The organism is Mesorhizobium sp. 128a, from assembly GCF_053848025.1.
In genome coordinates this window covers 184,333-204,160 of sequence record NZ_JBSPKY010000002.1, presented here as the reverse complement: position 1 = coordinate 204,160, position 19,828 = coordinate 184,333, and the positions used below count along the sequence as shown (strand labels likewise).

General features: G+C 63.2%; 16 protein-coding genes. 7 read left to right on the top strand and 9 right to left on the bottom strand.

Annotation, left to right across the window (positions count from 1 at the left end; translation table 11 throughout):
- Window position 1: 1 nt before the first annotated feature.
- Genes ACWTU9_RS04615 through ACWTU9_RS04605 form a run of 3 tightly spaced genes read right to left on the bottom strand, consistent with a single transcriptional unit; the run spans window position 2 to window position 4,436 of the window.
- Window positions 2–1,261: an aminomethyltransferase family protein gene (locus ACWTU9_RS04615; RefSeq protein WP_455857289.1), complete on the bottom strand. Its 1,260-nt coding sequence runs from the start codon at window positions 1,259–1,261 to the stop codon at window positions 2–4.
- A gap of 3 nt (window positions 1,262–1,264) precedes the next feature.
- Window positions 1,265–2,830, bottom strand: a complete 1,566-nt coding sequence (locus ACWTU9_RS04610; RefSeq protein WP_455857288.1) for a phytoene desaturase family protein — start codon at window positions 2,828–2,830, stop codon at window positions 1,265–1,267.
- Window positions 2,817–4,436 (bottom strand): phytoene desaturase family protein, encoded by a 1,620-nt coding sequence (locus ACWTU9_RS04605; RefSeq protein ID WP_455857287.1) that lies wholly within the window; start codon window positions 4,434–4,436, stop codon window positions 2,817–2,819. The genes ACWTU9_RS04610 and ACWTU9_RS04605 overlap by 14 nt, the downstream gene beginning before the upstream one ends.
- Window positions 4,437–4,637: 201 nt before the next feature.
- On the opposite strand from ACWTU9_RS04605, the gene ACWTU9_RS04600 reads away from it, so the two are divergent.
- The 5 genes from ACWTU9_RS04600 (at window position 4,638) to ACWTU9_RS04580 (ending at window position 9,767) form a co-directional block, all read left to right on the top strand.
- Complete coding sequence (locus ACWTU9_RS04600; RefSeq protein ID WP_455857286.1) at window positions 4,638–5,456, top strand: methyltransferase domain-containing protein; 819 nt, start codon at window positions 4,638–4,640, stop codon at window positions 5,454–5,456.
- Window positions 5,457–5,464: 8 nt separating this feature from the next.
- Complete coding sequence (gene betI / locus ACWTU9_RS04595; protein WP_454586275.1) at window positions 5,465–6,139, top strand: transcriptional regulator BetI; 675 nt, start codon at window positions 5,465–5,467, stop codon at window positions 6,137–6,139.
- 62 nt (window positions 6,140–6,201) lie between these two features.
- Complete coding sequence (locus ACWTU9_RS04590) at window positions 6,202–7,284, top strand: ABC transporter substrate-binding protein (protein WP_455857285.1); 1,083 nt, start codon at window positions 6,202–6,204, stop codon at window positions 7,282–7,284.
- Window positions 7,285–7,398: 114 nt separating this feature from the next.
- Entirely contained in the window at window positions 7,399–8,475 is a 1,077-nt protein-coding gene (locus tag ACWTU9_RS04585) for an extracellular solute-binding protein (protein ID WP_455857284.1), read from the top strand.
- Window positions 8,472–9,767 carry a flavin monoamine oxidase family protein gene (locus ACWTU9_RS04580; protein ID WP_455857283.1) on the top strand — a complete coding sequence of 432 codons (1,296 nt, stop codon included), beginning with the start codon at window positions 8,472–8,474 and terminating at the stop codon, window positions 9,765–9,767. The genes ACWTU9_RS04585 and ACWTU9_RS04580 overlap by 4 nt, the downstream gene beginning before the upstream one ends.
- 39 nt (window positions 9,768–9,806) lie before the next feature.
- On the opposite strand, the gene ACWTU9_RS04575 is transcribed toward ACWTU9_RS04580, so the two are convergent.
- From ACWTU9_RS04575 to ACWTU9_RS04565, 3 genes are read right to left on the bottom strand one after another with little or no spacing between them, the layout of a single operon-like run.
- Window positions 9,807–10,880: an ABC transporter ATP-binding protein gene (locus ACWTU9_RS04575; RefSeq protein WP_455857542.1), complete on the bottom strand. Its 1,074-nt coding sequence runs from the start codon at window positions 10,878–10,880 to the stop codon at window positions 9,807–9,809.
- Between the two features lie 52 nt (window positions 10,881–10,932).
- Window positions 10,933–11,757 (bottom strand): ABC transporter permease, encoded by an 825-nt coding sequence (locus tag ACWTU9_RS04570; RefSeq protein WP_455857282.1) that lies wholly within the window; start codon window positions 11,755–11,757, stop codon window positions 10,933–10,935.
- Window positions 11,754–12,671: an ABC transporter permease gene (locus ACWTU9_RS04565; protein WP_455857281.1), complete on the bottom strand. Its 918-nt coding sequence runs from the start codon at window positions 12,669–12,671 to the stop codon at window positions 11,754–11,756. The genes ACWTU9_RS04570 and ACWTU9_RS04565 overlap by 4 nt, the downstream gene beginning before the upstream one ends.
- A 293-nt stretch (window positions 12,672–12,964) precedes the next feature.
- On the opposite strand from ACWTU9_RS04565, the gene ACWTU9_RS04560 reads away from it, so the two are divergent.
- On the top strand, window positions 12,965–14,377 hold the full coding sequence (locus ACWTU9_RS04560; RefSeq protein WP_455857280.1) for an aminotransferase: 1,413 nt from the start codon (window positions 12,965–12,967) through the stop codon (window positions 14,375–14,377).
- A gap of 186 nt (window positions 14,378–14,563) precedes the next feature.
- On the opposite strand, the gene ACWTU9_RS04555 is transcribed toward ACWTU9_RS04560, so the two are convergent.
- On the bottom strand, window positions 14,564–15,766 hold the full coding sequence (locus tag ACWTU9_RS04555) for an aromatic ring-hydroxylating oxygenase subunit alpha (RefSeq protein ID WP_455857279.1): 1,203 nt from the start codon (window positions 15,764–15,766) through the stop codon (window positions 14,564–14,566).
- A gap of 515 nt (window positions 15,767–16,281) precedes the next feature.
- Here ACWTU9_RS04555 and ACWTU9_RS04550 point away from each other — a divergent pair.
- The gene (locus ACWTU9_RS04550; RefSeq protein WP_455857278.1) at window positions 16,282–16,662 is read left to right on the top strand and encodes a hypothetical protein; all 381 of its coding nucleotides are present in this window, start codon (window positions 16,282–16,284) and stop codon (window positions 16,660–16,662) included.
- A gap of 236 nt (window positions 16,663–16,898) precedes the next feature.
- On the opposite strand, the gene ACWTU9_RS04545 is transcribed toward ACWTU9_RS04550, so the two are convergent.
- Both ACWTU9_RS04545 and ACWTU9_RS04540 read right to left on the bottom strand, forming a co-directional pair.
- On the bottom strand, window positions 16,899–18,986 hold the full coding sequence (locus ACWTU9_RS04545; protein WP_455857277.1) for an ATP-binding protein: 2,088 nt from the start codon (window positions 18,984–18,986) through the stop codon (window positions 16,899–16,901).
- 35 nt (window positions 18,987–19,021) lie between these two features.
- Window positions 19,022–19,798, bottom strand: a complete 777-nt coding sequence (locus tag ACWTU9_RS04540) for a response regulator transcription factor (RefSeq protein ID WP_455857276.1) — start codon at window positions 19,796–19,798, stop codon at window positions 19,022–19,024.
- Window positions 19,799–19,828: the final 30 nt, after the last annotated feature.

Here is a 19,828-nt window from a genome sequence, read left to right as displayed (position 1 = left end):
ATCAAAAATCCGCCGGCGGATTGGCCGTGCGGCGGTCCACCTTGATGAAGGGGCGCGCCACCACCTTGGCCCGCTTCATCAGCTTCTGGTACTGCAGTTCGCGCATGGCGTAGATCTCGACCCAGAGGTCTTCCACGACAGTATCACCGTAGGGCCGCGCCAGCGAGGCAATGGCAATGTTGCGCTTGGCCATCGGCGACCACATGGCGGCGCTGACCAGCCCAACCTCCTGATGCTTCTTGTGATAGACGATGGCGTGCTCGGCCGGGATGTTGCCTTCGATCTCCAGCCCGACCAGCACATGGCGCAGCTTGCGCTTGGCGCGGGCTTGGAGGATGGCGCGGCGGCCGTTGAAATGGCCTTTCTCCAGATCGATCATGAAGCCGAGGCCGATCTCGTCCGGCATGCGCAGACAGTCGGCGCGAATGGCATGCTCGGCGGTGGTGAAATCGGCATTGGCGACGATCAGGCCTGCCTCGAGGCGGGCGCGGTTGAGGGCGGTATAGCCGATGGCGCGAATTCCGCGCAGTTCGCCTGCCATCATCAGCCGATCCCAGAGGCGGAGCGCCTTTTCGGCTGGAATGAACAGTTCATAGCCGAGATCGCCGGTGAAGCCGGTGCGCGAGATGATCACCGTTGCGCCGTCATGCGGGAACTCGGCGAGGTCGAAGATCTTCATTTTCTCGACGCCGGCGAAACCGGCATCGCGCAGCACGGCAAACGAGGTTGGTCCCTGCAGAGCGAGCCCGGCGACGGTTTCGGTTTCTTCCTCAACGGAGACATCGAAGCCGATCGCGCTGTCGAGCAGCCATGGCAAATGCCGTTCCTGCGAGCACAGTCGGAAGCGCGTCGGTGACAGCCGGAACAGCGTGCCGTCATCGAGGACGAAACCTTCATCGTCGCACCAGGCGGTGTAGTGGACGCGGCCGGGTTTCAGCTTGGTGACATCGCGCAGCGTGACGCGATCGAGGAAGGCTTCGGCATCCGGACCCTCGACGCGGTATTTGGTCATCGGCGAGATGTCGAACAAAGCAGCCTGGCTGCGGATGGCGAAATATTCGAGCTCCTCGTCCCACAGCGAATGCGGCGCGCGATAGCCGGCCCAATTGTACCAGTCCTGGGTCTTGGCTAGGGCATCGATGCGCGACTGGAACGGCGTGCCGAGACGCAGCGTGCGGAAATGCGATTGCGCGGCAAGGCGAGCGGGGACGATGGAGTTCGTCTGCGCTGCGACAGGCTTCCTTTTGGTTGCTTGCGCCATGATCTAACCCTTCATCGCAACGATGCGCCGCGCTGCGTTCAGCCCCGGCGCGCCTGACACACCCCCGCCGGGATGCGAACCGGCGCCGGCGAGGAACAGGCTCTGGACCGGTGTGTCGTAACCCGACCAACCTGAGACAGGTCGCGACATCAGCATCTGGTCGGCCTGCAATTCGCCGTGGTGCCAGTGGCCGCCGGGCATGCGGTAGCGCGTCTCGATATCGGCAGGCGTCAAAAGCTCGGCATGCAGCACTGACTTGCCGATGCCGGGGGCATAAGCCTCGAGTTGCGCCATGATCGCCTTGAGGAATTTTGGCTTGCCGACCTCCCAGCCCTCTTTCAGCGCGTAGGGCGCATACTGCACGACCGCCGACAGCACGCAGGCGCCGCTCGGCGCAAGCGATGGATCGGAGAGCGAGGGTAGCGTGATCTCCATCACCGGTTCGGGTGAGAATTCGCCGTATTTCGACGGGTTGAAGGCGCGCTCGACATGGTCGGGCGAGGGTGCGATGACCAGCCGGCCCTTGTGGCCAGCGGCGTCGACGCCGGAAAATTGCGGCGGCCGGTCCAGCGCCAGATGGAGCTTCGCCGCATCGCCCTTCATGCGGATGTTCTTCACTTTGCGCACAAAGCCGGTGTCGATCTCGCGCGGCCCGACGAGGTCTAGCATGGTGGTGGCCGGATTGATGGCGGAGACGATCGACTTGGCGCTCAGCACCTCACCGCTGTCCAGGGCGACGCCGACGGCGCGGCCTTTCTCGACGATGATGTTCGCCACCGGTGCGGCCGTGCGGACGGTGACGCCAGCTTGTTCCGCAACTGCCCGAATAGCGCTGACGACGGCGCCCATGCCGCCTTTCGGCAGCATCTGCGCGCCGGCCGCACCAGCAGTCTCGCCGGCCAGCCGGTAGTAGAGGCCGAGCAGCGAGGTCGGCGATCGTGGACCGAGATGGCTGCCCAGCGTCGCATCGAAGGCAAGCAGGCCCTTCAGCCTGACATCCGAGAGCTGCTCGTCGAGCAGATCGGCGACGTTCATCAGGAGAACACGCAGGAAGTCGCGCATGTCTTCCTTTCCGAGTTTCTTCAGCGCCAGCGCCGTCTGGCCGAGCGCCGCTGTCTCCTTGATCGACATGCCGGCGAGATCGGGTGGACGTCGCGACAAGAACGGTTTCAATATGCCGGCATAGCGCATGAGTTGCGCGCGCAATTCCTTCCAGGCGGACTGTTCGGGCGGGGTGGAGCCGGTCAGCACTCCGCCATAGGCGCCGTGCAGGACAAGCGGCGGGCCGTCCTTCGACAAGGCAACCGACGGCATGAAATCGCCGCGCGCGAATTGCAGCCCGTGCTTTTCCAGCTCGAGCGTCTTCACCACATCGGGATGCAGGCGGTTGAGCACATGGGCGATCGAGGAGACGCGAAAGCCCGGCGCGAAATCTTCCGTGCGCGCGGCGCCGCCGACGTCGCCGGCGGCTTCCAGCACCAGCACATTGCGGCCGGCCTTGGCCAGCGTGGCGGCAGCGACAAGGCCGTTATGGCCGCCGCCGATGACGATTGCATCAAATGACGTCATGGGCAGGGCTCATATGGGAGGTCGATCTGGCGAGGTCGTGCAGGATCTCGGCTGCCGCATTGCGGCCAGGAGCCCCCATGACGCCGCCGCCGGGATGGGTCGAGGAGCCGCACATATAGAGGTTCCCCACCGGCGAGCGGTATTGCGCGTAGCCGGGCACCGGGCGGTTGAACAGCAACTGGTCGAAGGTCAGTTCGCCCTGGAAAATATTGCCTTCGGTGAGGCCGACCTCGGCCTCGATCTCGCGTGGCGTACGTACCTCCATGTGGATGATGCGGTCGCGGAAGCCTGGCGAGTACTCCGCGATCTGCGCAATCACGCTTTCGGCAAAGCCGTCTCTATCGGCATCGGTCCAGTCTTGGCCGTTCACCTTGGGCGGCGCGTATTGCACGAAGCAGCTCATGAAATGCTTGCCCGGCGGCGCCATGGTCGGGTCGAGCGTCGTCGGGATGACCATGTCGAGGAACGGGTCAGCCGACCAGCGCCCGGCCTTCCAGTCGTCATAGGCCCGCTCCATGCGCTCTATCGAATCGGTGAAATGCATGTCGCCGCGATAGACCGGCGAATCCTTCGGCAGCGCCGGGAATTCCGGCAGCGAATCCAGCGCGATGTTGACCTTGCCGGATGAGCCGCGAATTTTGAAGTTCTTCACCCGGCGCAGGAAAATATCGGGCAGTTCCTTTTCTTCGACCAGCTTCAGGAAGGTGCGCTTCACGTCGGCGTTGGAGACGACGAGCTTGCCGTAAATCTCCTCGCCGCCCGCCAGAACCACGCCTTTCGCCTTGCCGCGGCCGACCAGAACATGGTCGACCTCGGCGCCGGTGCGGATGGTGCCGCCGGAGGCCTTAAAGGAAGCGGCGAGCGCCCTGGTGACTGCGCCCATGCCGCCGCGCGCATAGCCCCAGGCGCCGACGGAGCCGTCGACCTCGCCCATATAATGGTGCAGCAGCACGTAAGCCGTGCCGGGTGACATCGGTCCGAGCGCGGTGCCGATGATGCCGGACAGAGCGAAGTTCGCCTTGATGACATCGGTCTCGAAATATTCGTCGAGGAATTCCGAGATCGACATGGTCCAGAAGCGCAACGTCAGCGCCATTTCCTCGGCCGACAGGCAGGCGAATTTTTTACCCAGATACAGCAGCTCGCCGATGTCGCGTGGCCGAAAGCTGGTCGGGTCGGGCGCAGTGCGCATCAGCAGCGGCTGGATGAAGCGGCATTGCCGCGTCACGTCGCGCGAATAGCGGTCATAGGCTTCGGCGTCGCGCTTGGAGAAGCGGGCGAATTCGCGCCGGTGCGCGTCGTGGTCGCGGTAGTTGGCGAGGTAGTCGCCGTCGCGGGTGAATACGGCACCGCCCTCATAGGAGATGACCTGGAGGCCGAAGCGCGGCAGTTCGAGGTCGCGCATGATCTCGGGGCGAAACAGCGAACAGACATAGGAGCAGTTGGAGTAGAGGAAGCCCGGCGTCAGTTCGCGGCTGGTGGCGGCGCCACCGACCCCGTCGTTCTTCTCCACCACCAGCACGTCTAGGCCGGCGCGCTGCAGGTAGCAGGCGTTGACCAGGCCGTTGTGTCCGCCGCCGATGATGATCGCGTCCCAAGCTTTCATTCGCGTCCGTTTTCCCTTGGGGATCCGCGTTCATTTTTGCGTGATCTCGTTCCCGATTGCGCGGAATTTGGCATGGCGACATGCATTTTGTCCAGCCATATTGAATGAATGTTCAACAAATAGTCTTGCGTTTTCTCTGGTATGCGCTACGTTTTGCCGGCAATCGAACGTGTTGAATTCGGCTGAACGGACCGAGGTTCGATGATCGAAGCGGCAGATGCCGAGCCAGAATATGACGACACCGCCATCCGCTTCCTCGAGGCGCTGTGGGGCGAGGGTTATCTTTCGCCGGGCGGGCCTGATGAGGTTGACCGGGTGGTCGAGGGGCTGTCGCTGGGCGGTAAGACCGTCCTCGACATAGGCTGCGGCTCGGGCGGCATCGCGCTGCATCTGGTCGAGCGCCATGGCGCCGCCCATGCCACCGGCTTCGACATTGAATGCCCAGTGATCGAGGCGGCGATAAAGCGCGCCGCCGTGTGTGGGCTTTCCGATCGCGTCAGTTTTATCCAGGCACCACCGGGGCCGCTGCCTTTTGCCGACAATTCGTTCGATGTCGTCTTCTCCAAGGATGCGTTGCTGCACGTGCCCGACAAGGACGCGCTGTTTGCCGAGATCTTTCGCGTGCTGAAACCGGGCGGCGTCTTTGCTGCTTCCGACTGGCTGATCGGCCATGACGGCGAGCCGTCACCTGACATGAAGGCTTATGTTGCGGCCGAGGGCCTGTCCTTCGCCATGGCGTCGTCGGCGCGCTATGCGCATGCGATGCGCCGCGCCGGCTTTGCCGATGTCGCCGTAAAAGACCGCAATCCCTGGTATTGCGAAGTCGCGCGCGGCGAGCTGGAAAAGCTGAAAGGACCGCTCTATCAGACGGCGGCGGCCGCGGTCGGGGCGGCCTATGTCGACAAGAACATACGAACCTGGGAAGCCATGCAGAAGGTGCTTGACAGTGGCGAGCACCGTCCCACTCATCTTCGCGGGTGGAGCCGGCTATGGTGGGATAGCCGGCAATGTGGAGCATGACGGCACCGATGAAAGCTGCAGCGCGCGAAGAGCGATCCTCCGACATTTCTGGAAAAAACGAACCGGAAAAACGCGGCCGCAAGGCGTCGAAGGAGGTCAGGCAGCAGCAGCTGATCGAAGCGACGATCGATTCGCTCGCCAAGCGCGGCTATTCGGAAACGACGATGGCCGATGTCGCCGATGGCGCCGGCCTGTCGCGCGGCATCGTCAACTTCCATTTCGAGAGCAAGGAGAAGCTGCTCGTCGCCACGCTTGCCTACATGGCCGACGAATATGCCGCGCATTGGCGCGCCGCGCTGACCAAGGCCGGCGACGATCCGGCACGGCAGTTGCGGGCGCTGGTCGCCGCCGATTTCGACCGGTCGATCTGCAACAAGCGCAAGCTCGCCGCCTGGTGCGCGTTCTGGGGCGAGGCCAAGTCGCGGCCGACCTACCAGGCGCTGTGCGGCGCCCGCGACGCGGCCTACCAGAAGATATTCATCGACCTCTGCGCCACGCTGAAACAAAGCGGCGGTTATGGCTACGAGCCGCAGGTCATGGCGCTGGCGCTGAGCGCCATGCTGGAAGGGCTGTGGCTGCGGCTGATGATGGGAACCGAGGACGTTACCCGAGAGAGCGCGTTGCAGGCGGCAAACGAATTCCTGTCGGCCGCTTTTCCGAAGCATTACCCGCAAGGCACCTGACGTTGACAACAACCGGCGGATCCAAGCCGGGCTCAAATAACCAGAACAGAGGATGGAACAGAATGAAAAACATAACCCGACGCCTGACACTGACATTGGCGCTGACCGCAACTCTGGCGGCTTCCGCCGCAGCGCTTGCAGTTGCCGCCGACAAGGACCTCATCGTGTTCGACTGGTCCGGCTATGAAGACCCGAGCTTCCACCCGAAGTATGTCGAGAAGAACGGTGACTCGCCGACCTTCGCCTTCTTCGGCGATGAGGACGAAGCGTTCGAGAAGGTGCGCTCCGGGTTCAAGGCCGATCTCGGCCATCCCTGCTCGCAGAGCGTGACCAAATGGCGTGAGGCCGGACTGCTGCAGCCGCTCGACACCTCGAAGATCACCGGCTGGACGGATCTCAATCCCGGCATCATGGCGATGAAGGATCTGGCGACCACGTCGGATGGCAAGGCCTGGTTCATGCCCTGGGACTGGGGTAACACGCAGGTCACCTTCAACACCTCCAAGATCGACGAGAAGGATGTGCAGTCGCTCAAGGCCTTCGCCGATCCCAAGTTCAAGGGGCGCGTCTCGATCGGCGACAATGTCGACGACGCCTATGCGCTGGCCAGCCTTGCCATCGGGGTGAAAGACTGGACCAAGATGACGGACGACCAGTTCAAGCAGGCGTCCGATTTCCTCCGGCAGGTGCACAAGAATGTGCGCTCCTACTGGACCGACACCACCGACGTCGTGCAGTTGCTGAGCGGCGGCGAGGTCGATCTCGCCTGGGCATGGAACGATGCGACGGTACAGTCGGTCGCTGCCGGCGTGCCGATCAAGGCCAAGAAGGACACCGACGAAGGCATTTCGACCTGGGTCTGCGGCTATGTCCTGTTCAAGGACGCACCCGACAATGTCGACAAGGCCTATGACTATCTGAACGCAATCAACGATCCCGAGACCGCCAAGGTGCTGGTCAAGGACTGGGGCTATGGCCAGGCCAACGCCAAAGGCATGGCCGGCGTCGACCAGGCGATCCTGAAGGAGAAGGGCTATGACGACGTGCAGAAATTCGTCGACAAGACCCTGTTCCAATCGCCGGTCCCGTCGGCGCTCAAGCTCAAGATGATCGCCGAATTCGAGAAGATCAAGGCTGGCTACTAAAGCGCGTTCGGCTTCATCCGTCTGCCCGTCATTGCGCCGGGCAGACGGTCTCGCCAAGGTCGCCGAAATTCCGTAACGTCGCCCGGCGCTTTTAGCGACGAGGAGTTTCGCGCCATGAATTCCATGCTTCGCCGCCTTGCCCTTGCCGCTGCCGTGACTGTGGGTGCCGGCGCAGTGTTGGCTTATGCCGAGGGCGGTGGCGACCTCGTCGTGTTCGACTGGTCGGGTTATGAGGATCCGCTGCTGCATCCCGACTACGCCGCCAAATACGGCGCCGAGCCGACCTTCGCTTTCTTCGGCGACGAGGACGAAGCCTTCGAGAAGATGCGGGCCGGCTTCAAGGCCGACATCGCCCATCCCTGCTCGCAAAGCGTCGCCAAATGGCGCGAGGCCGGTATTCTGCAGCCGCTCGACACCAGCCGTATCGCCGGCTGGAAGGATCTCAACCCCGGCATCATGGCGATGAAGGATCTTGCCGTCACCGCGGACGGCAAGGCGTGGTTCATGCCGTTCGACTGGGGTAACACCTCGCTTCTCTATCGCACCGACAAGGTGACGGCTGAAGAGGCGGAGTCGCTGAGGGTCTTTGCCGATCCGAAATTCAAGGGCCGCGTCACCATCGGCGACAATGTCGACGATGCCTATGCGCTGGCAAGCCTGGTCATCGGCCTCAAGGACTGGACCAAGATGACCGACGCGCAATTCCAGGAGGCCTCTGCCTTCCTGCGCGACGTCCACAAGAACGTCCGCTTCTACTGGACCGACGACACCGATCTCAACCAGGCCTTTACCGGCAATGAGGTCGACCTCGTCTGGGGCTGGAACGAGACCTTCGTGACGCTCAAGGGGCAAGGCATGCCGATTGCCATGAACCGCGACACCAAGGAAGGCATTTCGACCTGGGTGTGCGGCTATGTGTTGATGAAAGACGCGCCGGGCAAGCTTGACCAGGCCTATGATTTCCTCAGCGCGGTCAACGCGCATGCCGTGTCCGACTATCTGGTCAAGACCTTCGGCTACGGCCACGGCAACAGCGCCGGCATGGCGGCGATCGACCACCAGGTGCTGACCGACCGCGGCTTCGACAATCTCGACAAGTTCCTCGACAAGACGCTGTTCCAGCAACCGGTCCCGCCCGAGCTCAAGCAGCGCATGGTCACCGAATTCGAGAAGATCAAGGCCGGCTATTGAGCGACAAGACCGAAAGAACCGACGTCGTCATCGTCGGCGCCGGTTTCACCGGCCTGTCGGCTGCGCTTGTGCTGAAGCAGGCCGGCATCGATGTCTTGCTGCTTGAAGCGCGCGACCGCGTCGGCGGCAGAGTGGAAGCGGTTCGCAACGGGCTTGGCGAACGGATCGACAGCGGCGGCCAGTTTTTTTGCGAAGACATGCCGGAGGTAACGGCGCTGGCCGCGGCCCGCGGCAAGGCCTTTGTCGAGACTTATGTGAATGGCGATTTCATCACCCATCCGTCGATGACCCCGGCGCGGGCCGAGCGCACCTACCACGCCTCAATGGCGATCCGTGAGCGCATGAACAGGATCGAGCCGGACGATCCCTCGATCGCCGGGCTGACCGTCGCGACCTGGCTGGAACAACAGCATGATGCGGCTGACGCCAAGGCTGCTTTTCGCTCGCTGGTCGAAGGACTGTGGTGCCTGGCAGCGGACAAGGTGCCACTGTGGTACCTGATCGACAATGACCGTCGCATCACCAACGAAGTCTTCGAGCTGCAGTATTTTTTGCGCGAGACCATGCAATCGCTGGCCGAGGACCTCGCCGGCGACCTCGGCGACCGGATGCGGTTGGACGACGCGGTCGTGCGCATCGAGCACGGTCCACATGGAGTTCGTGTCGTCTCGACCAAAGGCGCCATTGAAGCGCGAAAAGTGCTGCTCGCGCTGCCGCCGGCAACCGCCGCGACGCTCGATTTCGCGCCCGCCTTGCCGCCAGCTCTCGGCAAGGCGCTTAGCGTCTGGGAAAGCGGCGCGGTGATCAAGATCCTGGTGCGCTATGCCAGGCCGTTCTGGCGCAAGCGCGATCTGTGCGGCATGGTGATGTGGCGCGACTTGCCGGGTCTGTTCGCCTGCGACGCCAGCAAGGATGCGCAACATGCGGCGCTGGTCGTCTTCGTCGGCGGACCGCTGGCACTGCGCTGGCGCCCACTCGACGATGCTGCGCTGCGCGCGGAAGTAGCGGCGCAGCTGGTGGCGGCTCTTGGTCCGGACGCGGCGGACATTCTCGATTTCAGCCAGCGCGACTGGACACAAGACCACTGGAGCGGGGGCGCCTATAGCGACCTGATTGTCGATGTGACGGCACGGGATGCCGAGCGCACGATCCGTGCCGGCACGGCTCCTGTTCATTTCGCATCATCGGAACTGTCGCCGTCCTTTCCGGGCTATGTCGAAGGCGCGATCGTGATGGGGCGCATCGCCGCCAAAGAAATTTTGACCGCACTTCAGACTCTTAGCGGAGCATGACCTTTTCCGAAAACCGGTTCCCACCTCTCGGGGGCATGCTCAGTCCGCCATAGCCACCAGCGCCTCAGGATCATAAGCAAGGCGGATCGAGGTACCGACGGGGATATCGTCGGCGCCGAAGTCGTTGGTCTCGGTGACTGATAGCGGCTTTTCCAATCCGGGTATCTCGACGATCAGGTGGGTGATCTCGCCGAAATAATGGCGTTCGACCACCTTGCCGGCGACCTCGAATTTCGCCGTCGCATTGTCCCACAGAACCCGCAGGCGCTCCGGCCTGATGCCCAGCGTGGCAGCGCCGCCATTGCGCACGAACGCCTTCGGCCTGTCCGTCCTGACACGGCCGAAGCCCAGCGTGTCGACGACCAGCGAGGCGGCATTCTCCTCAACGATCTCGGCCTTGACGAAATTCATGCCGCCGAGGAAGTCGGCAACCTGGCGGTTGACCGGCCGCTGGTAGATTTCCTTGGGCGAGGCGACCTGGGCGATCTTGCCGCCGAACATCACCGCGATGCGATCAGACATCGCTAGCGCCTCGTACTGGTCGTGGGTGACCAGCACGAAGGTGATGCCGACCGCCTGCTGCAGCCGGCGCAGTTCGACCTGCATCTGCTCGCGCAGCTTCTTGTCGAGTGCCGACAGCGGCTCGTCGAGCAGCAGCACCTTGGGCCGCATCACCAAAGCGCGGGCGAGCGCCACGCGCTGGCGCTGGCCGCCGGAAAGCTCGGTGGCGAGGCGTTTGCCCAGCCCGGTCAGCGACACCTGGGCCAGCGCCTCCTCGACGCGGCGCTTTTCTTCCACCGCGCCCAGCTTCAGCCGCTTCAGCCCATAGGCGACATTCTGCTCAACATTGAGATGCGGGAAGATGGCGTAGCTCTGGAACACCATGTTGGTCGGCCGGCGGTTGGCCGGTATGCCCTCCATCGACTGGCCGCCGACCGAGATCGATCCGCTGGTCGGATTGTCGAAGCCGGCGATCATGCGCAGCAGCGTGGTCTTGCCGCAGCCGGAGGGGCCGAGCAGCGAGAAGAACTCGCCTTCCCTGATGGTCAGCGTCGCGTCGTCGAGCGCCTTGAAGGTGCCGTAGCTGCGGGTGACGTCGCGGATTTCGATCATGGATCGATCGGATTGGGTCCGCTCGGACTGGGGCCGTTCGGCCTGGGTTGGCTCAGGCATAGAGGCCTCCCTCGTTCTGGGTGCGCCTGGCCACACGGCGGCGCAGGATCTCGGCAACGGTCATCAAAACGAAAGAGGCAACCAGCAGCAGCGTGCCCAGCGCCAGCACGCCCGGCAGCTTGGCGGCAAAGCGCAACTGGCCCCAGATGTAGATCGGCAGCGTCGTCTCGGTTCCGGTCAGGAAGAAGGCGATGACGAATTCGTCGAGCGAGATGGTGAAGCAGACCAGCAGGCTGGAAATGATCGCCGGCGCCACCATCGGCAGCGTCACCCGCCGGAAGGTGCCGAAGGCGCTTTCGCCGAGATCGGCCGAGGCTTCCTCAAGGCTGCGGTCGAAGCCCTCGAAGCCGGCGGTCAGCACCGTCATCGAATAGGGAATGCAGATCAGGACATGACCGAGCACGACGGTAAACAGCGACAGGCTGAGGCCAAGCTGCAGCATGACCAGCAGCATGGAGATGGCGAGGATGATTTCCGGCAGCACCAGCGGCGCCATGATCAGGCCGTTGATGGTGCGGCGGCCGGGATAGCGGTAGCGGGTGATCGAGCGGGCGGCGAGGATGCCGAGCAGCGTCGCCAGCACGGATGCCGAGACACCGACGATCAGGCTGTTCCAGGCGGCGTCCAGCAGTGCCGGCGTCTTGGGCAGGTCCTCGTACCATTTCAGCGTATAGCCGGTGAGGGGAAACTTCGGCGTCGGCGCGGTGTTGATCGAGAAGATCGGCAGGAAGATCACGGGCAGATAGAGAAAGACGATGTAGAGGAAGGCGTAGGCGGTCAGCCAGCCGCCGGCAAGGAAGCGCCGCATCGCCGTCATCGCGCCAGCCTCTGCAATGCGCGGATGATCAGCACCGTGGCGCCCGCCATCAGCGAGACGACCAGCATGGTGGTGACGGAGAGAGCCGCACCCAGCGGCCAGTTCGATGCCTTGCCGAACTGCGCCTGGATGGCGTTGGCGATCATGACACCGTCCTTGCCGCCGACAAGCTTCGGCGTGACGTAGTCGCCGACGGTTGGAATCATGACGATCAACGCGGCCGAGATGACGCCCGGCGCTGACAGCGGCAGCGTCACGCGCAGGAAGGAGCGCAGTGGACCATCACCGAGATCCGTCGCCGCCTCGACCAGGGTGCGGTCGACCTTTTCCAAGGAGACAAAGATCGGCAGGATGGCGAAGGCCGCCCAGGCATGGGTCAAGGTGATGATGACGGCGCTGGAATTGTAGAGCAGCGCTGTCGACGGCTCGTCGATGATGCCGAGCCCCATCAGTCCGGAATTGAGCACGCCGTTGTAACCGAGGATCACCTTCCATGACATCACGCGCAGGAGATAGCTGGTCCAGAACGGGATGGTGATCAGGAACAGCCACAGGCTCTTGTGGCGGCCGCCGTGGAACGAGATGAAGTAGGCGATCGGATAGGCAAGGATGACGGTGAAAAAACTCACCGTCAGCGAGATGTAGAGCGAGCGCCACAGAAGATCGCGATAGATCGGCTCGGTCAACGCGACGCGATAATTCTCCAGCGTGAATGTGTGGTCGATGGTGAGGTAGTCCTGCGTCCAGAAAGAGTGGGCGAAGACCACCAGGATCGGCAGCACCAGAAGGATGAGGGCGTAGAGGAAAGTCGGGCTGATCAGGGCAAAGCCCTGGGCGGGTTCGGACTGCAGAAGGGCGTTCCGCCTTGCTCGAGTCATGCGCCGCGCGGGCACCCCTTCGGCAGCTGCCGTCATTGCAGCGCACCGGGCATGATCTCGGTCGCTGGCTCGAACTGTCCCGCCATGATGCTCCCATTGACCGGCCGGCTGCCTGTTCCCAATTTTTTTGCGGAGCGCGATTTTCTGGTCGCGCTCCAAGCTTGCCGGCTTCCTTTCATCATGAGCGCATCCGTGGATTGAAATCAAGCGCTATTTCTGTAATATTGATTGAACGGACATTCAAAATGAAGTGAAAAGGCCCGCTTTTCAACGCATGTCGCTTCGTTTCGTGTCCAGCGAAAATTACGCTCCAGACCTGCGAGGCAATGATGGCGGCTGCAAGAGACCTAAGAGTGATGGAGATGGCTGGCGACGACGATTCGGTCGAGCTCGCCAAGCGCCATCTTGTCCAGCCCTGGCCTTATGCCGGCTCGGTCGGCGCCGAGGCACGCGCGCTGATCGGCGAAGGCGACGGGATCTACATCACCGATGTCACCGGCAAGCGGCTGATCGACGGGCCGGCCGGGATGTGGTGCATCAATGTCGGCCACCGCCGCGAGGAGCTGGCCAAGGTGATGTACGACCAGGCGATGATGTTGTCCTACAACACGCCCTGGTACACGATGAACGCGCCCTCGGCCGAACTCGCCAAGCGCATTGCCGATCATGCACCGGGCGATCTCAGCCACACCTTCTTCACCACCGGCGGTTCGTCGGCTGTCGAGACGGCGCTGCGTTTCATGCAGTTCTACAACAATGTGCGCGGACGCCCGGAAAAGAAGCTGATCCTCAGCCGCGGCGGCGCCTATCACGGCTCGACCTATCTGTCGGCGTCGCTCAACGGCCGGCCGCGCGACCGCGACTGGATGGATGGTGCCGACGATCTCGTCGTGAAGCTGTCTTCGCCCGATCCGTTCCGACGTCCGAAGGGCATGGATATTGCGGCCTTCTGCGATTTCCTCGTCGACCAATTCCGTGACACGGTCGCGCGTGTCGGTGCTGAAAAGATCGGCGCCTTCGTCGGCGAACCGGTGCAGGCGTCGGGCGGCGTCGTCGTGCCGCCGGATGGCTATCTCAAGCGCGTCCGCGAAATCTGTCGCGAGAACGACATCCTTTATGTCTCCGACGAAGTGGTGACCGGCTTCGGCCGGCTCGACCATGTCTTTGCCTCTGGCGACGTGTTCGGCATCGACCCCGACATGATCACCTTCGCCAAGGGCGTCACCTCAGGCTATTTCCCGCTCGGCGGCGTCATCATCTCGGAGCGGCTGCTCCAGGAAATGCGCCGCTCCAACCATCCCGATGCGATGTTCGGCCACGGTTTGACCTATACCAGCCATCCGATCGGCTGCGCGGTGGCGCTGAAGAACCTCGACATCCTCGAAGACGGCGTGCTTGCCCATACGCGCGATGTCGCGCCCTACTTCCAGGCGCAGCTGAAGACGCTGGAAGAGCTGCCGCTGGTCGGCGAAGTCCGCGGCATGGGTCTGATGGGCTGCGTCGAATGCGTCGCCGACCGCGAAAGCAAGGATCCGCTGCAGCTCGACAAGGATGTCGGCAAACGCATCGACGCGCATTGCCATGAACTCGGCCTGCTGGTCAGGCCGCTGATCAACATGTGCGTGATGTCGCCGCCGCTGATCATTACGCGCGAGCAGATCGACGACATGGTGGCCATCCTGCGCGAAGGCATTTCGCGGACGATGGATGATTTGAGGAAGGAAGGGGTGTGGCAGGGCTAGCTTCCCTCGCCCCGTTTACGGGGAGAGGATGCCGGCAGGCGGGTGAGGGGCGGCGCCGGCTTGTGAGATTTGCGTCAGGCGGTAGCTTCTGAGATTTGATGGCCAAGTCAATCATGAGGCGTTGGCGCTGCCCCTCATCCGCCCTTCGGGCACCTTCTCCCCGTAGAACGGGGAGAAGGAAGAGCCTTACCCGCGCGAGCGCAGCGCGTCGTTCAGTCCCCACATGTCCTTCTCCTCGGGCGCCGTCCCCAGGCCCAGAACCGGGATCTGCTTGCGCAGATGGTCGTGGTGGGTGCGCACGCCATATTCGAGGTCGGAGAGGTAAAAGCCCTCGAAGGCGTCCGAGATCATCGACTCGTTCGACCACACGGAAAGCTGCACGTCCTCACTCATGGTGTCGCGGTCGATGCGGTAGGCGAGGTAGCGGGCCGCCGCCTGTTCCCTGGTTTCGTCGGGGTAGCGGTAGATGGCGCCGCGCAACAGCGTCTCGCCGGTCGACAGCGGGAACTCCTGATAGAACTGCACCGATTCCGGCATGATCGACAGCGCGTTGTTGGGGAAGATGCCGTAATAGATCCAGGCCCGGCGCAGATGCTCAGGCAGGTGCGACGCGTCGGGCGTGAGCTTGATGTATTCGCGCACGCTCCAGCGCCGTCCGGCATGTGAATTGTAGGTGGCGAAGGAGCGCGACACGCCGTTGATGAACGGCTCGTCGAAATAGGTCGCGCCATAGAGATCCTGCAGCGCCGGATGCGCCATGGCGACGTGATAGCCTTCATTGTCGACGTCGCGCACCGACTTCCAGTTAACCGGCGTCTTCTGTGTCCAGATGCCCCAGGACGGCACCATTTCGGCCACGTTGTAGTGAGCCATCTCTGCTTCGATCGGTTTCAGCAACTCCGCCACAGAAGGTTGCGGGCCGCCCTTGCGGAAGCGGATGAAGATGAAGCCCATCCAGATTTCGAGGTCGAGCGGCATCAGGCCGAACTCGGTCTTGTCGAGTTCCGGGAAGGAGCGCGGCCGGGCTGCACCGCGCAGCGTGCCGTCGAGATTGTAGACCCAGCCGTGGAACGGGCAGACCAACGCGTTCTTGCAGGTGCCCTGGCTGTCGGCGACGACGCGGCTGCCGCGATGCCGGCACATGTTGTTGAAGGCGCGCACGACGCCGTCCTTGCCGCGCACGATCAGGGCCCGCTCGCCGACCACGTCCATGGTCAGATAGTCGCCGGCGTTCGGCACGTCGGAGACATGGCCGGCGATCTGCCAATGGTTGCGGAAGACGTATTCCTTCTCGAGTTCGAGAAGCGCGTTGGAGTGATAAGCCCAGCCCGGCAGGCCCCGCCGGTCCCAATCGTTGGGGATCGCCACGTCACGGAGGTGCGGGTTCATAAAAAGGCTCTTCTTTTGTTGAATACTCATTCAATAAAATCATATTTTGTATTGAAATGCAATGGCTTGTGGAAATCGGAACTTATCTTGATGACGGGACCGAGCCCGCTCGGAGCCGCTTCGATCGAAGAAAATCCCGGAAAATCCGGGCGTTAACCGGGGTCCTGACAAGGCAGTCCAGCATGTGAATTTAGCCCCCGGTGGGCGTGCAAAGCGGCTCTGGCCGGAGACGAAAAATGCCTGCCGCCCGTAAATTCAACCAGCAGTGTGAGCTTGTTCATAGTTCGACCGGCCGCATCAGGCTTTGCTGCGTTCACGGCCCGCCTGTCGTCAACGTTTGATTGCGCGCATGAAACAGCTCCGCAAACGAATCCTGCCGCCGGCACATGATCGGATCTGCCCGGACATGCCCGAATTTCTTGTTTCAAACCTGTTACGCGGGCAAGCCAGTCACATCATTCGCCCGTTACCGGGCGCATTTATGTTCGTTTCATAAGAATATGAAGGGGAGCAGAATGTATACGAAAGCTGAGACAGCCAGCAACGAACGGCGCGCCAAACTGGCGTTGCGCCAGCGCGCCAGTGACCATCCGGTCGTGATGTTCTCGATGCTGGGCGCCTGCGCCCTTGCCGTCCTGTTCCTGACGCCGGCATCCGGTCCGGCCTTTGCTTCGCTCAACCCGCCGGCCAATGTCGTCGAGGGTGCGCCGACCACCATCAAAACCGCCCGACTGCCTGAGCCGGAGATCGATTTTGCCTGCCAGGGCCAGGCTTGGGGCGCCGAGAGCGCGGACTGCCTGCGCGTCATCGCCGCCCAGTCCGGCGTGCACAGGGCGCGCGCCATCCGCATGATCGCCAACGCCGCGCCGCTGACCACGACACCCAACGTTTTCTAGAACCTCCCGAGCGCTTCCTCCCGCGCTCCTTCCTGGCTCCCGCCGTCCTGCCGGTCGGGAGCCTCTTTTTTCCGGGTTAGGCGATATTCAGGTGAGGCCGGCCTGCGGATGGCGGCCTTCTGCGCTTCCGGTGCTCACGTACTTAAGTACGCTCCGCTCCGGTTCTCGAAAGCCACCATCCTCGACTCTGCCTGACCTGAATCTCGCCTAACCCTCGGACCAGCTTCGGGAAGAGTTCAGCCGGCGGCAGCAACCTGGTCGGCGATGGCCGAGAGCACGCCGCGGACGTCGAGCGTCGAGAACGGCTTTTCCAGGATCTGCGGCCGCTGCTGCGCCGGCAAGGCTTCGATCTCGGCCTTGGCGCCGATCAGGTCGCCGGTGACCAGCACGAAGCGTTTGGCGAGCGCCAATTGCTCGGCCAACAACTCGCGGTAGATGGCTATGCCGCTGATGCCGGGCATGCGCAGGTCGGAAAAGACGATGTCGGGTGGCATGTGGCCGGTCAGGGTTGCAGCCGCGGACGTCCAGGCCGGTACGATTCGCGACTTGATGCCCATCAATTCCAGAATGTCGGAGAGCGAACCGGCGACGTCGGGTTCGTCGTCGATGATCAGCGCGTGGCGCAAGCCGCTGGAGCGGGCCGGGCTGTCGCCGACCATGGCCACGCCGCTGGTGATCGCCGGCAGCTGGACGACGAAGCGTGCGCCGCGCGGCAGCACCTCTTCGAACCAGACATTGCCATTGTGCCGTTCGATGATCGACTTCGAGATCGACAGGCCGATGCCGGTGCCGACACCAACCGGCTTGGTGGTGAAATAGGATTCGAAGATGCGGCCGCGGATCGCCTCCGGCACGCCCGGTCCATTGTCCTCGACCGAAAAGCCGGGATTGCCGTGATCGCTGCGGAACGTCCGCACCTTGATCAGGCGATCACCGCCAATGCCGGCCAGAGCGTGCTGGCTGTTAATGAGAAAATTGGCGGCCACCTGCGTCACGTGGTCGGCATCGGCCAGCGCCAGCAGCGGGCCGGGCGCGAAATCGGTGTCGATGATGATGCCGCTTGAGCGCGCGCCATAGGCGGTCACCTCGAGCGCGGCGCGGATGACCTGGTTGAGATCGGTCTCGGCTTGGGTCGCGGGGTGCAGGCGCACCATCGACAGGAAGCTCTTGACGATGCGGCCGCAGCGCTCGGCAGCGGCGCGCACTTTCTCGGCGCGCACCTTGGTCTGCGGGTCGGTGGCGAATTCATGCAGCAGCGTCGACTGCGCGACGACCACGGCGAGCGGGTTGTTGAGCTCGTGCGAAACGCCGGCCAGCAGCGAACCCATCGCCGCCATCTTCTCGTTCTGGTGCAGTTTCTCGCGCTGGCGGTTGATCTCTTCCTCGGCGCGCAGCTTGTCACGCAGATCACGGATCCAACCGAAGATGAGGCGGCGGTCGGCGACCTGCATCTCGGTCGCCGTCAGTTCGATGGGGAACACCTCGCCGGCCGCATTCTGGGTCACGGTCTCCAGCCGCTGGCCGACCATCGGCGCGCCGCGCCCCGACATGTACTCGGCGCCCGAGGCATAGCCCTTGCGATAGTAATCCGGCACCACCGTATCGAGCAGGTCCTTGCCAAGGATGTCGCTGCGCTGGAAGCCGAACATCTTTTCGGCGGCCGGATTGAATTCGATGATCGACCCGGTCTCGTCGATGACGATGATGGCGTCGAGGGAGGCTTGCAGCATGGTGCGGCGGATGACCTCGCTGGCATGGGCCTCGGATGGCGAGTGTTCGATGGCATCGCCGATGGCGAGCGCGATGATGTGCAGCGCCGCTTCTTCCTCCTCGGTCCATTCGCGCTCATTGACGCAGTCATTGACCGCAAGCGTGCCCCACAGATGGCCGTGGGCGAACACCGACACCGACAGGAACGATTTGATGTGTTGCTTTTCGAAATCGGTTCTGAGGAAGCCGTCGAGGTTGCGCGTGTGGCCGGCGAAGATCTTGCCTTGCCGTTCGTCCTCCGCAACCCGCTCCAGCAGCGGGTCGTTATCGACGATCGATTGCATGATCACCGTCGGTGAGGCCAGCTCGCCGCCGAAGCGCGGGTCGATCCAGTAGGCAGCGACCGACTGGGCAAAACCCTGGCCGGGCAATTCGCGCAGCCTGAACAGAATGCCGCGCTGGCAGCGCATGGCGACGCACAGCGTCTCCAGGATGGTGTCCATCTCGCGCTGCCAGTCGCCGGCTTCGCGCAGCCGGCGCACGACACGCACGGCCGCCATCGCGGCGCCCTGGCGAACGCCCTTCAGGTCCATGCGTGCTGGGTCAGCGGTCATGTCAGCCATCTATACAGGGCCGTGGGTGATGGTGCTCAGTGCCCATCGCCGGTCGGCAGCGAGAAGATATAGCCTTCGCCGCGCACCGTGCGCAAAAATTTCGGATTGGCCGGGTCGGCCTCGATCTTCTTGCGCAGCCGCATGATACGGATGTCGACCGCGCGCGACGATTCAGGATCCTCGACGAAGCCGATGGCCTCGGAGATCGCCGCCCGCGTCAACAGCCGGTTGGCGCGGGTCAGGAAAACCTCCAGCACGTCGAACTCGCTCTTGGCCATGTCGATGACGGCGCCATTGGCGCCGGTGACAAGCCTGCCGTCGAGATCGGCCTGGAACTGACCGAAGCTCAGCCGGCGGCCGCCATCGGCTTGCGCCTTCGCGGCCTGCGGCGCGCTCGGCTGCGGAACCCGGCGCAGCACGGAGCGGACCCTTGCCAGCACCTCACGCAACTCATAGGGCTTGACGATGTAATCGTCGGCGCCAAGCTCCAGCCCAACAATGCGGTCAAGCGCGGTGCCGGCTGCCGTGGCATAGATGATGCCGATCGGCATTTTCGAGCGCAGCCAGCGGCCGAGCGACAGGCCGTCCTCACCGGGCATGGCGATGTCGAGGATGGCCAGGTTGAATGATTCGGTCTCTAGCAAGGTGCGCGCCTCGGCGGCGCTTCCGGCCTGGGTCACATCGTAGCCATTGGCGCCGAGATACTCGGCGACCGCGTCCCTGAGATCGGGCTCGTCCTCGACGATGACAATTCGTGCCCGCACTATGGCCTCGCTCCCGCTTTCAGCAGAAAGTAGATTGGGTATAAACATGATGTCCAGCACTCATATCCGGTTGCGGGG

Bases quoted from the DNA above. Each gene is read 5' to 3' on its own strand.
- ACWTU9_RS04585 (WP_455857284.1), top strand. From the start codon at position 7,399: ATGAATTCCATGCTTCGCCGCCTTGCCCTTGCCGCTGCCGTGACTGTG.
- ACWTU9_RS04605 (WP_455857287.1), bottom strand. From the start codon at position 4,436: ATGAAAGCTTGGGACGCGATCATCATCGGCGGCGGACACAACGGCCTG.
- ACWTU9_RS04590 (WP_455857285.1), top strand. From the start codon at position 6,202: ATGAAAAACATAACCCGACGCCTGACACTGACATTGGCGCTGACCGCA.
- ACWTU9_RS04575 (WP_455857542.1), bottom strand. From the start codon at position 10,880: ATGATCGAAATCCGCGACGTCACCCGCAGCTACGGCACCTTCAAGGCG.
- ACWTU9_RS04565 (WP_455857281.1), bottom strand. From the start codon at position 12,671: ATGACGGCAGCTGCCGAAGGGGTGCCCGCGCGGCGCATGACTCGAGCA.
- ACWTU9_RS04550 (WP_455857278.1), top strand. From the start codon at position 16,282: ATGTATACGAAAGCTGAGACAGCCAGCAACGAACGGCGCGCCAAACTG.
- ACWTU9_RS04615 (WP_455857289.1), bottom strand. From the start codon at position 1,261: ATGGCGCAAGCAACCAAAAGGAAGCCTGTCGCAGCGCAGACGAACTCC.
- ACWTU9_RS04555 (WP_455857279.1), bottom strand. From the start codon at position 15,766: ATGAACCCGCACCTCCGTGACGTGGCGATCCCCAACGATTGGGACCGG.
- ACWTU9_RS04570 (WP_455857282.1), bottom strand. From the start codon at position 11,757: ATGACGGCGATGCGGCGCTTCCTTGCCGGCGGCTGGCTGACCGCCTAC.
- ACWTU9_RS04540 (WP_455857276.1), bottom strand. From the start codon at position 19,798: ATGTTTATACCCAATCTACTTTCTGCTGAAAGCGGGAGCGAGGCCATA.
- ACWTU9_RS04600 (WP_455857286.1), top strand. From the start codon at position 4,638: ATGATCGAAGCGGCAGATGCCGAGCCAGAATATGACGACACCGCCATC.
- betI (WP_454586275.1), top strand. From the start codon at position 5,465: ATGAAAGCTGCAGCGCGCGAAGAGCGATCCTCCGACATTTCTGGAAAA.
- ACWTU9_RS04610 (WP_455857288.1), bottom strand. From the start codon at position 2,830: ATGACGTCATTTGATGCAATCGTCATCGGCGGCGGCCATAACGGCCTT.
- ACWTU9_RS04560 (WP_455857280.1), top strand. From the start codon at position 12,965: ATGGCGGCTGCAAGAGACCTAAGAGTGATGGAGATGGCTGGCGACGAC.
- ACWTU9_RS04545 (WP_455857277.1), bottom strand. From the start codon at position 18,986: ATGACCGCTGACCCAGCACGCATGGACCTGAAGGGCGTTCGCCAGGGC.